Origin of the sequence: Pseudonocardia sp. NPDC046786 (assembly GCF_040645415.1) — a bacterium.
Lineage (GTDB): Bacteria > Actinomycetota > Actinomycetes > Mycobacteriales > Pseudonocardiaceae > Pseudonocardia > Pseudonocardia kongjuensis.
In genome coordinates this window covers 119,727-133,000 of record NZ_JBEYYF010000008.1, presented here as the reverse complement: position 1 = coordinate 133,000, position 13,274 = coordinate 119,727, and the positions used below count along the sequence as shown (strand labels likewise).

The 13,274-nt window shown below is 73.3% G+C and carries 12 protein-coding genes and 2 pseudogenes; 7 read left to right on the top strand and 7 right to left on the bottom strand.

Annotated elements, in window-relative coordinates; genetic code table 11:
• Window positions 1-109 precede the first annotated feature (109 nt).
• Window positions 110-445: pseudogene (locus ABZ881_RS12645) on the top strand (hypothetical protein); the annotation flags it as partial.
• Window positions 446-625: 180 nt separating this feature from the next.
• Here the strand turns inward: ABZ881_RS12645 and ABZ881_RS12640 are convergent.
• From ABZ881_RS12640 to ABZ881_RS12630, 3 genes and pseudogenes are all read right to left on the bottom strand, one after another.
• Window positions 626-1,018 (bottom strand): annotated as a pseudogene (locus ABZ881_RS12640) (ferritin-like domain-containing protein); the annotation flags it as partial.
• 196 nt (window positions 1,019-1,214) lie between these two features.
• Window positions 1,215-2,774, bottom strand: a complete 1,560-nt coding sequence (locus ABZ881_RS12635; RefSeq protein WP_358484181.1) for an alpha/beta hydrolase — start codon at window positions 2,772-2,774, stop codon at window positions 1,215-1,217.
• A gap of 40 nt (window positions 2,775-2,814) precedes the next feature.
• Window positions 2,815-3,480 (bottom strand): CPBP family intramembrane glutamic endopeptidase, encoded by a 666-nt coding sequence (locus ABZ881_RS12630; protein WP_358484179.1) that lies wholly within the window; start codon window positions 3,478-3,480, stop codon window positions 2,815-2,817.
• A gap of 131 nt (window positions 3,481-3,611) precedes the next feature.
• On the opposite strand from ABZ881_RS12630, the gene ABZ881_RS12625 reads away from it, so the two are divergent.
• Both ABZ881_RS12625 and ABZ881_RS12620 read left to right on the top strand, forming a co-directional pair.
• Window positions 3,612-4,778, top strand: a complete 1,167-nt coding sequence (locus ABZ881_RS12625; RefSeq protein WP_358484177.1) for a histidine kinase — start codon at window positions 3,612-3,614, stop codon at window positions 4,776-4,778.
• Window positions 4,766-5,455 (top strand): response regulator transcription factor, encoded by a 690-nt coding sequence (locus ABZ881_RS12620; protein WP_358484174.1) that lies wholly within the window; start codon window positions 4,766-4,768, stop codon window positions 5,453-5,455. The genes ABZ881_RS12625 and ABZ881_RS12620 overlap by 13 nt, the downstream gene beginning before the upstream one ends.
• A 19-nt stretch (window positions 5,456-5,474) precedes the next feature.
• Here ABZ881_RS12620 and ribB read toward each other — a convergent pair whose 3' ends face one another.
• The 4 genes from ribB to ABZ881_RS12600 form a co-directional block, all read right to left on the bottom strand.
• On the bottom strand, window positions 5,475-6,551 hold the full coding sequence (ribB, locus tag ABZ881_RS12615) for a 3,4-dihydroxy-2-butanone-4-phosphate synthase (protein WP_358484172.1): 1,077 nt from the start codon (window positions 6,549-6,551) through the stop codon (window positions 5,475-5,477).
• Between the two features lie 14 nt (window positions 6,552-6,565).
• On the bottom strand, window positions 6,566-7,060 hold the full coding sequence (locus ABZ881_RS12610; protein WP_358484170.1) for a flavin reductase family protein: 495 nt from the start codon (window positions 7,058-7,060) through the stop codon (window positions 6,566-6,568).
• A 189-nt stretch (window positions 7,061-7,249) separates the two neighbouring features.
• Window positions 7,250-8,614, bottom strand: coding sequence for an MFS transporter (locus tag ABZ881_RS12605; RefSeq protein WP_358484168.1), 1,365 nt, complete (start codon window positions 8,612-8,614; stop codon window positions 7,250-7,252).
• Window positions 8,615-8,682: 68 nt separating this feature from the next.
• On the bottom strand, window positions 8,683-9,648 hold the full coding sequence (locus ABZ881_RS12600) for a sugar-binding domain-containing protein (protein WP_358484165.1): 966 nt from the start codon (window positions 9,646-9,648) through the stop codon (window positions 8,683-8,685).
• A 203-nt stretch (window positions 9,649-9,851) separates the two neighbouring features.
• Here ABZ881_RS12600 and ABZ881_RS12595 point away from each other — a divergent pair, with 203 nt between their 5' ends.
• From ABZ881_RS12595 to ABZ881_RS12580, 4 genes are all read left to right on the top strand, one after another.
• A complete protein-coding gene (locus ABZ881_RS12595; protein WP_358484163.1) occupies window positions 9,852-10,637 on the top strand; it encodes an SDR family NAD(P)-dependent oxidoreductase in 786 nt (261 codons plus the stop codon).
• Window positions 10,638-10,789: 152 nt separating this feature from the next.
• The gene (locus ABZ881_RS12590) at window positions 10,790-11,119 is read left to right on the top strand and encodes a hypothetical protein (protein ID WP_358484161.1); all 330 of its coding nucleotides are present in this window, start codon (window positions 10,790-10,792) and stop codon (window positions 11,117-11,119) included.
• A 180-nt stretch (window positions 11,120-11,299) separates the two neighbouring features.
• On the top strand, window positions 11,300-11,719 hold the full coding sequence (locus tag ABZ881_RS12585) for a PEP-utilizing enzyme (RefSeq protein ID WP_344019387.1): 420 nt from the start codon (window positions 11,300-11,302) through the stop codon (window positions 11,717-11,719).
• A 47-nt stretch (window positions 11,720-11,766) separates the two neighbouring features.
• Window positions 11,767-13,197, top strand: coding sequence for a hypothetical protein (locus ABZ881_RS12580; RefSeq protein WP_358484160.1), 1,431 nt, complete (start codon window positions 11,767-11,769; stop codon window positions 13,195-13,197).
• The last annotated feature ends 77 nt before the right edge of the window (window positions 13,198-13,274 follow it).

Below are 13,274 nucleotides of genomic sequence, written 5' to 3'. Positions count from 1 at the left end.
AGTGTCCGTGCCGCTCCGGGGCTCCCGCACTCCCGAAACGCGGATCATGAACGGCGGGATGTGCCGGGCGGGGGAGAACCGGAGGTCCGCGGCGACCGAATGTCCGTGAATGGAGGACTCGAGCGCCCTGGACGTCGCGGCGGCGACGCTCGCGCTGGCCACGACGGACGCCCGGGATCCGGCACCCGCTCTCGGCAGGCTGGCCGAGACCGCGCACCTGCTCCTCGGGGTGGCCGCCGGTGCCGCGCTGATCTCCGAGGGCGCCGTGCACGGTGTCGCCTCCGCCGGACCCGACGGCCCGTGCGGGGCGGTCCCCGCCGCCTTCGGCCAGGGCCCCGGCGGGGAAGCCGCGCGGAGCGGCCGCCCCGTGCTGTGTGCGGACCTGACCCGCGAACGCCTGCGCTGGCTGGCGTTCGTGGCGAAGGCCGCGACGGCCGGTGTCACGGGCGCGTGGGCGCTCCCGATCCGGTCCGGCTCCGGGACGACCGTCGGGGCGCTGCTGCTGCTCGGCTCGTCCTGGAACGGGTCGAAGGTCTGGCCCCGGCTTGATCACGCCGGCCGCGGTGGCCGCGGCGGTGACGGCGTCCTGCAGGTCGATCGCCGGCCGGGAGACCTTCGCGTCGCCGAGGGCGGCCCGCAGGAAGTCGACGTGCGCCCGGTCGTCCTGGGCGATCTCCTCGGCGTACTGGCGGCCGATCTTGGTCTCGAAGGCGACCTGGTAGCCGCCGGTGACCCCGCCGAGCTCGCCGCGGCCGTCGATCTGGGAGTCGGCCAGTCCGGCACCGGTGACCGCGCGCAGGTAGAATCCGGCCTCCAGGTACTCCAGGTTGAGGGCGAAGTTGAGCACCGCGTCGTCCGACACCGCGGACTCGCTCCCGGAGCCGGAACCGGACCCGCCGAGGACGCCGCCGAGCAGGCCGCCGTCGAAGGCCGACGCGATGCCGGCGCCCAGGACGCCCAGGCCGGCGACACCGGCGCCGGTCAGGCCGGCGGCGCGGAGGAACCGGCGACGGTCCATCGCGTTCTCGGAGCTGCGCTCGATCGAGTCGTGCAGGAACTTCTTGGTGAATCCGTGGAACACGAGGTCTCCTCGTGCAGGCCAGGCGCGGGGGACGACCGGGGTCCGGGGTCGTCGCGTGTCGGCCGGGCGGGGACGGGCACCTGCGCGATACCCGTACCCCGCACAACGACCCGGCCGCGCAACGGTTACGGATCTACAGCGAGCAGCGGGCGTCGTCCGGCGGGGTCCGCAGGTCGATCAGATAGTCGCCGACGATCCGGTCGACGCATCCGCTCTGCCCGAGCAGCGAGATGCCGTGCTGGACACCGTCCACGGTGAGCAGGTTCCCGCCGAGGAGGCGGGCCATCGCGATGCCGCCCTCGTGCGGGGTGCCCGGGTCGCCGGTCACCGACACGGTGAGGGTGGGCGGCAGCTCCGCGTCGGTCCCGTCGAACCACGGCAGGGTCCGGCTGACCGGCTCCGGCCAGGCCTCGCACTCGTAGTGCGCCCGCTCGAGCGGGCGGCCCGGGTCGAGGAACGGGGCGGCCGCGAACGCCTGCCGGCCCAGCTCGGTGTGCTCCTCGGCGGTGCGCCGGGGGTTGTCCATGCACCGGATCGCGAGGTTCGCGTCGGTGTTGAGCGAACCGCCGTAGCGGCCGTCGGGGCCGCGCCCGACCGCGAGATCGCGCAGCGCCAGCAGCGGCGCGCCGTCACCCCGGGCGAGCTCGTCGAGCGCCCGGACGATCACCGGCCACTGCCCCTCGGCGAACTGCAGGAGCGAGACCGCCTCGATCGCCTGGTCGTAGGTCAGCTCGCGGCCGTCGGAGGTGGGCAGCGGGCGGTCCTGCAGCGGCCGGACGAGCTCCTGGAACCGCTCGGTCGCCTGCGCCGGATCGGTGCCCAGCGCGCAGTCTGGGCCGGTCGTGCACAGCGTGGCGACCTGATCGAACGTCTCCTGCCAGGCACCGAACTGGGTCAGCCGGAAGTCGGGCTCGGGCAGCTCGGGATGCACCGCCCCGTCGACGACCATCGCCCGCAGGTTCTGCGGGAACGCCTCGGCGTACATGGCGCCCAGCTCGCTGCCGTAGCTGAAGCCGAGGTAGGACAGCTTCTCGTCGCCCAGCGCGGCGCGCAGCACGTCCATGTCCTGCACGACGTTCATGCTGCCGACGCTGGTCAGCGCCTCGATCCCGCCGGGGGTGTTGTCCACGCAGCGCTGCGCGATGTCGCGGGCGGCCTGCTCGTCGGGCACGTCGAACCGGTAGGGGCCCGGGGGCACCCCCTGGTCGGACTCGGCGTCGGTGAAGCACTCCACCCGCGGCCTCGACGCGCCCACGCCGCGCGGGTCGAACCCGATCACGTCGAACCGCTCACCGACCGGCCCGGTGTCCCACGACGCGCCCAGCGAGGCGACCAGGTTCATCCCCGACCCACCCGGGCCGCCCGGGTTGACCAGCAACGACCCGATCTTCTCGCCGCGCGCCGCCGCCCGCAGCAGGGCCACCTCGCCGCGCGGCCCGTCCGGGTCGGTGTAGTCCAGCGGGACCTGCACCCGGGCGCAGTCGAACCGGCCGGGGCCGTAGAGAGCCTCGTCGCCCGCCGAGCTCGCGTACGGCTCGCACGGCCCGAACGCGACCTCCTGGTCGTGGAACTGCGCGAGCGCCGCGTCGGCCGGGGCGGGTGGTGCCGGTTCCTGCGCCGGGGCGGCACAGGAACCGACGAGTACCAGCGATGCCAGGCCCAGGGCGGGCAGCATCGAGCGGGCACGGAACATGGGACCTTCTCCCTCGTGGGTGTTGACGGTCGGGCGTGGCTCAGGCCGCGCCGGTGGATGCCAGGACCGCAACGGTCATGACGAGGTTGTGGACGGCGTGCGCCGTGACGGCCGGCCACAGCGATCCGCTGCGCCGGCGCAGCTCCGCGGTGACCAGGCCGAGGACCAGGGCGGAGACGGCCGCGGGGGCCGGGCCGTGCACGGCGGCGAACACCAGCGCGCTGCCCAGCACGCCGGCGACGGCGCCGTGGCGCAGCAGGACCGTCGTGACGATGCCGCGGAAGAGCAGCTCCTGACCGAGCGGTACGACGAGCACCAGCAGCAGCAGCGCCGCCGCGGCGGGGAGACCGCCGGCGCCGGAGGCGGGTCCCGGACCGAGCGCGGCGGCCACCCCGATCGAGACGAACGAGCAGACCAGGCCGGCGGTGGCCGCGACGACGAGCTGGTCCCGGGTCGTCCGGACCAGCCCGAACGCCGCCCACGGGCGGACCCGGACCCGCGCGGCCGCGGTGAAACCGGCGATCGCGGCGATCCCGGGGAGCGCGACCAGGACCAGGCCGTGCAGCACCGGACCGAGCGCGGCCACGTGCGGAGCGAGCAGTGGCGGCACCCGGAAGGCGACCACGCCCATGATCACCAGCGCGACCGCGATCTCGGGCCATCCCGGTGGCGGGGCCTGCGTGCGGAGGAACGTCGAGCCGGACATGGCGCCGACGCTAGGAAGGCCGGCCGGTCGGGCGGATCGGCTGTGCGGCTCGGATGTTCCTACCGAAGTCGGAGTGCGGAGCACCGTGCGACGGAGGAACCGGCCCGGTCGGGAGGCCTAGGCTCGGCGCCGTGGAACCGGATCCGGACCGACGGCGCGGCGCCTGGCGGCGACGGATCACCGACGTCGCGCTGATCGCGCTCTGCGCGCTGGTCGGGCTGTACGCGGCGGCCCTGCGGCTGGCGGTCCCGGGAGCGGTGCCGCCCGCCCTGGTCTACGCAGACATCGCGATCGGGCTGCTCGGCTGTCTCGGCCTGTGGTGGCGGCGGCGCCACCCGCTGCACGTCGCGACCGTGCTGATCGTGCTGTGCACCTTCTCCGAGGTGGCGTCGATCGCGGCGCTGGCCGCGGTGTTCACCGTGGCGAGCCGCTGCCCCGCCCGGACGGCGGCGACGACGGCGGTGGCGAGCCTACTGGCGCTGGGGCTGTTCTTCGTGCTGCGCCCGGAACCGGCGGTGCCGCTGTGGGCGCTGGTCCTGCTGCTCGTCACCGTGCACGCGGCCGTGGTCGGGTGGGGCATGCTGGTCCGCAGCAGGTACGAGCTCATCGAGTCGCTGCGCGAGCGGGCGGCCGCCGCCGAGATCGAGGCCGCGTTGCGCTCCGAGCGCGCCCAGCACGAGGCGCGCGAGACGCTCGCCCGGGAGATGCACGACGCCCTGGGCCACCGGTTGTCGCTGCTCAGCGTTCACGCGGGCGCGCTCGCCTTCCACCGGGACGCGTCGCCGGAGGAGGCCGCCCGGGCCGCGGACGTGATCCGGGAGAACGCGCACCGCGCCCTGCAGGACCTGCGCGAGGTGATCGGCGTGCTGCGCGCCCCGGTCGGCGAGGTCCCGCTGCCCGACGTCGCCGACATCGGCGAGCTGGTCAGCGAGTCGCGCCGCGCCGGGAACCCGGTCGAGCTGCACGACGAGCACGGTGTGACGACCGGGGGACGGCCGGTCCCGGCGACCGCGGGCCGCACCCTCTACCGGTTCGTCCAGGAGGGCCTGACCAACGTGCGCAAGCACGCACCCGGCGCCGCGGTCGTCGTGCGGATCACCGGCGCTCCCGGCGACCGGATCGAGGCCGAGGTGGAGAACGCGGCTCCGCCGGGCCCGGCACCGGACGCCGCGGCCGGATCGGGCGCGGGACTGCGCGGCCTGGCCGAGCGGGCGACGCTGGTCGGCGGCGTGCTGGAGTACGGCCCGACCGGGTCCGGCGGGTGGCGGGTCGGGATGCGGCTACCGTGGCCGGCGTGACCGACGAGACCGGGCCGACCATCGACGTGCTCGTCGTCGACGACGACCCGGTCGTCCGGTTCGGACTCACCATGATGCTGCGCGGCGCCCCCGACCTGCGGGTGGTCGCCGAGGCAGGCGACGGCGCCGAGGCGATCGAGCTCGCCGGGCGGCACTCGCCACACGTGGTGCTGATGGACATCCGGATGCCCGGCACCGACGGGCTCACCGCGACCGAGACGCTGCGCCGGCGCCCGGGGGCGCCGCAGGTCGTCGTGCTCACCACCTTCGACGCCGACGAGCACGTGCTGCGCGCACTGCGTGCCGGTGCGGCCGGGTTCCTGCTCAAGGACACCCCGCCGGACGAGCTGGTGCTCGCCGTCCGGCACGCCGCGCAGGGCCGCCCGGTGCTCTCGCCCGAGGTGACCCGGCGGCTGATCGACCAGGTCGCCGGGTCCACACAGGACGGCGCGCGGGAGACCGCGCGGAAGCGGCTCGGGCTGCTCGCCGACCGGGAGCGCGCCGTCGCGCTGGAACTGGGCGCCGGGCGGTCGAACGCCGAGATCGCCACCCGGCACCACGTCAGCGTCGCGACGGTGAAGACGCACGTGTCGGCGATCCTGACCAAGCTGGACCTGAACAACCGGGTGCAGGTGGCGCTGCTGGTGCACGACGCGGGGATCGAACCGCCCGGCTGACCGGACGCCCGCGCCGGGGTCAGCCGGCGAGCCGCCGCAGCGGCCCGGTGACGACCGGGGCGCCGGACCGCGACCGCAGGTCGGCCAGGATCCACTCGGCGACGATCGGAAGCCGCCCGTCCCGGCCGGTGACGGCCGGATCGGACTGCAGACCGCAGGCCCGCACCCCGCCGACCGGGCGCAGGTAGGTGATGATACCGCGACCCTCGGCGGCGAAGCGGGCCATCGCTTCGGTGAGCGACCGCCCGCAGTCGCAGGAGCTCGCCCGCAGCACGTCGCCGCTGAGGCACTCGACGTGCACGTGCACGGGGGTGTCCTCGGTGACGTCGTCGAGCTCGCCGGCCAGCAGCGCGACGTGCTCGGCGCCGTCGGTGGCCCGGTACCCGACCGCCCGGAAGTGGCCGTGCTCGGTCGGCAGTGCGGTGGTGACGACCCGCTCGACCTGGGCCTCGGTGCGCAGCCGGTACCGGATGATGTCGTCCACCGACACCAGCGCCAGGCCGTGCTCGTCGGCGAAGCGGGTCAGCTCGGCGCCGCGGGCCATCGTGCCGGGCAGCTCGGTGGAGACGATCTCGCAGAGCGCGCCGGCCGGCGGCAGCCCGGCGAGCCGGGCCAGGTCCACTGCGGACTCGGTGTGCCCGGGCCGGGTCAGCACGCCGCCGGGGCGGGCCCGCAGCGGCACCACGTGCCCGGGCCGGACGAAGTCGCGCGGGACCGACGTCGGCGCCGCGAGCGCCGCGATCGTCGCCGCCCGGGCGGTCGCCGAGATCCCGGTCCCGGTGCCGGCCCGGTCCACGGTGACCCGGTAGGCGGTGCTGAACCGGTCGCCGTCGCGATGGTGCATCGGCGGGAGGTCGAGCCGGTCGCACTCGTCGTCGGGCAGGGCGACACAGATGAATCCCGAGGTGTGCCGCACGGTGAAGGCGACCAGCGCCGGGGTGGCGAGCGCGGCGGCGAAGATCAGGTCGCCCTCGTCCTCGCGGTCGGCGTCGTCCACGACGACGACGGGCTGACCTGCGGCGATCGCGACGAGCGCGGCGCGCACGCGGGCTTCGGCGGGATCGGTGCCGGGGGAGACGGTGTCGAGCGGGTGCACGGGGGGCTCCGGTGTCAGATCGCGGCCAGGCGCCGGAAACGGCTGCCGTGGAAGACCAGGGGAGGGGTCGCCGGATCGGCACGGATCCCGTGCACGTTCAGCAGGATGATGTCGTGGTCGCCGCTGGGGACCTCGGCGTGGACGGTGCAGTCCAGCCAGAGCGTCGCGCCGTCGACGAACAGCGCGCCGTCGGGGGCGACCGTGGTCGGGGTGCCGGCGAACCGGTCGCCCTTCTTGCTGGCCAGCCGGCCGCAGGCGTCGTCCTGGCCCTCGGCGAGGACGCTGAGCCCGAGCCGGGGGAGCCCGCGCAGCTTCGGCCACGTGGTGGAGCTGTGCTGCATGCACACCGACACCAGCGGCGGCTCGATCGAGACCGAGGTGAACGAGCTCGCGGCCAGCCCGACCGGGACACCGTCGACGTCCGCGCACACCGCCGTCACGCCGGACGGGAAGCAGCCGAAGGCCTCGCGGAGCTGTTCACCGGCGGTCACCGGCTCGATCACGGACATCGCTGCCTCTCCCTCCGGTGCCGGCGGCGGTGCCTGCACCCGTCCGCCGACGCTAACCGGGCGACCGGCGGTGTGACTGTCCTGAAAACGTACGGTCGTATCCATTCAACGCCGGATGGCCTCCGTTCACGCCGTGACGCAGGTGTGACGAGTGTCCCGGAAGCGCTGGGGCAAGGGGGTTGACTCCGGTCAGCCCGCCTCCACCGCGGCCTTCATCGCGGTGTTGTCGCGGCCCACCCGGGACGCCGCCAGGAACAGCCCGACCGCGGTGATCGCCATCGAGATCGGGACGATCACGGCGAGCGCCTGGCGCAGCCCGGTCGCCGCCGCCTCGGTCTCCCCGGCCCCGGCGGCCAGCGCGGTCGCGGCGAACGAGTCGGACAGCGCACCGGCGATGACCGGCCCGATCGCCCCGCCCAACAGGTAGAAGGCGGCGAAGAAGACGGCCGTCGCGGTGGACCGCAGCCGCGGCGGGACGACGTCGGCGACCGCCGGGTAGGCGGAGGTGTAGTACAGGTACTGCAGCAGCCAGCCGGCGCCGAACAGCAGCACGAACACCCCGGTGGCGTCCGGGCCCAGGGTCAGCGCGGTCCAGGTGAGCGGCACCGACAGCAGCGTCGCGACCGCACCGACCATGACCCGGGCCCCGGTGGACCGGCCGGCCGCCCGGTCGGACACCCAGCCGCCGACCAGCAGCCCGATCAGGCCGGTGATCCCGACGACGACGCCGGTCAGCACCGCGGCGGTGGTGAGCGAGACGCCGAAATAGCGCTGGAACAGCGGGACGGTGAACGTGTTGACCGAGTAGGCGGCCAGGTTGGCGCCGATCCCGGCGATGATCAGGCACCACATCGTCGGCACCGCGAGGATCCGCCGGAACGGCCGGTCGACCTTCTCCGCGGTGGTGGGCGCCGCGACCTTCTCCGACGCGCCCCGGCGCGGCTCGCGGACCAGGAAGAAGCCGATCGCGATCAGCAGGCCGGGGATCGCCGCCAGCACGAACGGGGCCCGCCACGAGTCGAACGCCTCGGTGATCGCGCCGACCGAGAAGTACGCCAGGATCAGTCCGACCGGCAGGCCCAGCTGGAACAGCCCGAAGGCGCGGGCGCGCTTGTGGGCCGGGTAGAGGTCGGCGATCGTCGAGTTGGCGGCCGGGGCGTAGCTCGCCTCGCCGATGCCCACCCCGACCCGCATCAGCAGCAGCGAGACGTAGTTCCAGGCGGCGCCGCTGGCCGCGGTCAGCAGGCTCCAGGCGACGATGCCCCAGCCCATGATCCTCGCCCGGGAGCGGTTGTCCGCCAGCCTGCCCAGCGGCAGCCCGAACAGCGCGTAGACGACGGTGAACGCCGCCGCGAGCACCCCGATCTGCAGGTCGGACAATCCGAACTCGATCTTGATCGGCTCGGCGACGATCGCCGGGATGGCCCGGTCGTAGAAGTTGAAGGTGTTCGCGGCGAACAGCAGCAGCAGGAACCGGCCGGCGTTGGACGCCTGCGCCCCCTGCTCGTCCTTCTCGGTGGGCAGGAAGTCCTCGCGTGGGCGTCCGCTCGTCATCGACCCCTCCGGTACCGGTGTCCACATCCTTGTGGTCGGGGACAGCCTGCCCGAACCGGACGGGTCCGTCACCGGGGTGCGAGCGGCTCCCCGGCGTGTCCGAGCAGCGCGTCGGCCGTCGCGGCGTCGCAGACCAGCGTGTGCACCAGGCCGGACCGGAGCACCGCATCGGTGGCCGCGGCCCGCTCCGGGTCCCGGACCAGCGCGACGACCTCGCCCGCCGCGCGCAGCTGGGCCTCCCCGATCGCGACCAGGTGCCGGGACAGCCCGGTGTCGAGCACCCGGCCGTCCGGATCGACGAGCAGTCCGACGATCTCGCCGCACGCCCCGCGCCCGCCGAGCCGCCTGCGCTCCTGCGTGCTGAGCACGTCGTGCACGGTCGAGCCGCCGTCGCGCCAGGCGCCGATCCCGACGACGGCGGTGCCGAGCTCGCCGAAGCGGGCGTAGGCGTCGGCGACGCCCGGCTGCTCGCGCAGGGTGCGGGCGGTCTCCGGGTCGGGGAGCACGAGCGGGGCGTAGATCGGGTACGCCTCGCCGCCGCAGAGCGCGGCCGCCCGGAACACCGCGGTGGCCGATCCGTCCCGCCGCCACGGCAGCGAGTAGGCGCCGCACAGCTGGACGACCGTGCAGCGGGCGAGCCGGTGCAGGTGCCCGACGACGTCGTTGACCGTCCGGGACCAGGCCAGTCCGAGCACGTCGCCGGGCCGGACGGTCTCGCACAGCAGGTCCGCGCCCAGCGCGGCGACCCGGTCCGGCGCCGTCCGGGCCGGGCCCTCGGCCGTGACGAGCGCCCGCCGCAGCCCGTAGGCGGTGCCGAGCCGCGCCGACCGGGCGGCGTCGAGATCGGCGCCCGGGTCGATCGCGACACGGACGATCCCCCGCTCCTGCGCGGCCTCCAGCAGGCGCGCCACCCGGAACCGGCTGAGCCCGGTCTCGGCGGCGATCGTCACCTTCGTCTGCTGCCGCCGGAAGTACCGATCGGCGATCTCGGCGACCTGCAGCCGGTGGGCCGGACCCCAGTCGAGTGCGCTCACATGAGCACAGTAGGGCGGGCCATCGGTGCCCTCGCTGTCGCGGAATCGTCGGTGACGTCCGGTGGAGGGAGTGCGACGACACTCATCCGAGAGCATCGCGCGCCGGTCGTCCCGATCGCCCGGGCTGCAGCGGTCCGGCGGATGTCACTTCTCCCAGGAGCCGTCGGAGCGCGCCGACCGCCATGAGGATCCGGTCCGCGCCGATGAACCGTGTACGGGATGGTTCGGTCACGATCCTCGGGTTGTCGCAGCTCCGGATGTGCCCGCCGACGAGCGGTGTTGACTCGCCCGCGGAGGGGGGCCGCGCTCTCGCGGTCGCCCTGCACGAGCGCGGCAACACGGTCATCCTCGGCGGACGCCGCAGGGACCGCCTGGACGAGCTCACCGCAGCGCACCCCGGCCTCGACGCGGTCGTGATCGACACCGCTGATCCGGAGAGCATCCGGAAGGCCGTCGCGGAGGTTCTCGACCGGCGCCCGGATCTCGACGTTCTCGTCGCGATGGCCGGGATCATGAAGGCCGAGGACCGGCGAACCCCGGAGGGCTTCCTGTCCTCCGCGGAGGACGTCGTCACCACGAACGTGCTCGGTCCGATCCGGTTGATCGCCGCACTGGTCGAGCACCTCCGGGGCCGACCGGGGGCTGCGATCCTGACCGTGTCCTCGGGGCCGGCCTTCACCCCGCTGGCTGTGACCCCCAGCTACACATCGAAGGCGGCGGTGCGCGCACTGACCGAATCGCTGAGGTTGCAGCTCGCCGACACGTCGATCGCCGTCCGCGAGATCGTCCCGCCCGCGGTCCGCCCGCTGATGCCCGGCCACGAGGACAACGAAGCGGGGATGCCGCTCGACGAGTACGTGGCCGAGACGATGGCCCTGCTCGAGGGGGGCGACCGCGAGATCCTCGTCGAGCGGGTGAAGCCCCTGCGCCATTCCGAGGTGCGCGGCGAGTACGAGCAGACCGTCGCGCTGCTCAGCGGCGGTCACTAGATCCACCCACCGATGCGCCGGCCCTGGCCGATAGCGCTCATATGAGCACCGCAGCCCGCCGATTTCGGCGCTTCGTTGACCTCATCGCGGGTCGGATCATCTACTGGACCGCGAGCACACCGCTCATCTGAGCCGAGGGGAGCGCCGCGACCGTGACCGACGTCGTCTGCGCCCGGGTCCGGACGGAACCGGCCACGCCGGGCGGCCTGCTGCTCGTCGGCCCCGACGACGGCTACGGTGACATCGCCCTGGAGCGGCTCACCCTCACCGGCACCTGGCACGGCGGGGCGCGCGCGGCGGACCGGCTGCTGGTCGTGCTGACCGGGACCGTGCGGGTGCTCGTGGCCGGCGGCCCGGTCGTGACGCTCGGGCCGAACGAGGTCGTGCACATCGGGCACGGGCGCGGCGTCGCGGTCGAGTTGCCGGACGGCGGCACCACCGAGCTGATCCTGCTCGCCGCGCCCGCGTCGTCGTCGGGCTGACGCCGCCGCGCGTTCCCCGGGGCTGTCCCCGCAGGACAAGTGTCACCAACACTTTTGTCCGCGGGTTCCATCGGACAGCGTGGTCGTTGACGGCACTGTGACCCACGCAACGTCGTGATGCCGACGTCCGGCAGATCCTCGGGCAGGCGACAGTCCCACAGAGTTCAAGGAGGAACTTCCATGGCCGAAGTGCTGGCGGAGGGCTACAACGTCTTCGACACCGCCAAGTCACCCAGCGGGACCGTGAAGTACCTGTCCTCGCCGGCAGACGTGATCTCACTGATCCAGTCCGGCAAGCTGGGCGAGCACATCCTGCTGGTCCAGGGCGGGACGACGACCTTCCTCGCGCCCGCGCTCAGCATGGGCGCACTCGGCGTGATCACCATGTCCGGCGCCCCCGAGTCGCACCTCGGGATCCTGTCCCGCGAGTTCCAGACCCCCTGCGTGATGACGGCCTACCTGACCTCCAGCGAGTCCCGCTACGTGGTCGGCGCGACCGATCCCTCGCACTTCGAGGAGATCGCCACGGCGCTCGACGGCCGCAAGGTCCGGCTGGACTGCACCGACCACGAGGTCGGCCGGGTCGTCGCGGACGACTGACCACCTCCCCTCCCGCACGCCGCCGATCCGGACAGGAGCACAACGCAGTGACGACCACCGAGGGCAAGAAGGCGACCTACAGGAAGCGCTACGAGGAGGGCGACGACGGCCTCCGGTTCCAGGACCTCACCTACACCGGCAACTTCGTCGGGCTGGAGCCCGTCACCGACGGCATCAAGGGCGACAAGATGCTGAAGGCCCGGGCGAAGTCGGGCGTGCTGGAGAAGGTGTCCAAGGACGACGTCCTGAACCCGCAGTTCAGCATCGACGAGCTCAACGACCTGAACAACTACCTCGCCTGGAACATCTGGGACGTGCTGGTCATGCGCGCCACCGAGGGCGTCAGCGGCATGATCCCGCGCCAGGAGTACGAGATCCTGGCCTTCATGCACGAGTTCTACCGGTGGCCGGAGATCCTGCGGATGACCACCCGGGAGGTCGGCGCGCAGGGCGTCATGGACATCGGTGCGTCCGCCCGGCGGGAGATCGGCACCAAGGTCAACTCGGTGCACGACTGGTGCATCGGCGCGGTCGGCTTCGGGATGGGCCGGTGCGGCCTGCTCGCACTGGAGGCGATCGGGCCGGACGACTATGTCGCCGAGTCCAACGAGATCCTCAAGTTCATGCAGCGCGTGCTGTGGGGCAAGCGCCAGGACGGCTTCATCCTCAACTCCCAGGACCGCTACCGCTGCCGGATCCACGAGGAGGACTTCCTGCAGCAGCTGACCGCCCAGGTCGAGACGCTCGAGCCCGGCAGCCCCAAGCACGGGGCCTTCACCCAGTTCAACGCCGCCACCGAGCTGCTGGCGTTCCTGCACCACTACGACAACCGGCTCGGCCTCGGCGACACCGGCCCCTACGAGCTCCCGGACGGCAACCTGCTGATCCTGCGGGACCTGTTCGTCAACGAGGAGATCTACCACTGGTCCGACGTCAGCGAGGACGCCCGGCTGCCGCACGCCTACACCCTCGCGATGATCATCGACCCGGAGCGGATGGGCCTGGAGGAGATCCGGGTCAACGACATCTCGACCACCTTCACCCGGCCGAAGAACTACATCGAGGCGATCATCGGCGGGGCGGTGTTCGCCCGCGAGAAGTGGGACACGCCGATGGGCGAGGTCTACCCGATCAAGATCGACGAGCTCGGCGACCACCTCGGGCGGGTGCAGCAGGCGACCCTGAAGCTCTACACCAAGACGTCGAAGATGTGCCGCCGCGATCTCATCTGGAACGGCCAGTACGTCTACTACATCGACATGATCCTGCCGCACCTGCGCAAGGCCGGAACCTACGAGAAGGCCTGCCGCGACTACGACCTGTGGGAGATCGACCAGCGCGTGTCGAACTACTACTACGACATCACCAAGCGCGGCTTCGCCCAGGAGACGGTGCCCAGCAAGATCTTCTCCGGGGCCGGCTACCTGCCCTTCTCCGACGACGCGGACCTGCGCAGCTCCAAGGGCCGCTGGCTCTGACCTCCGGGTGACCGCGCCGCCCGGCGGCGGTGCGGTCCGACCACCACGAGCCGACCCGGCCGGGCGGCGCGGCGCTC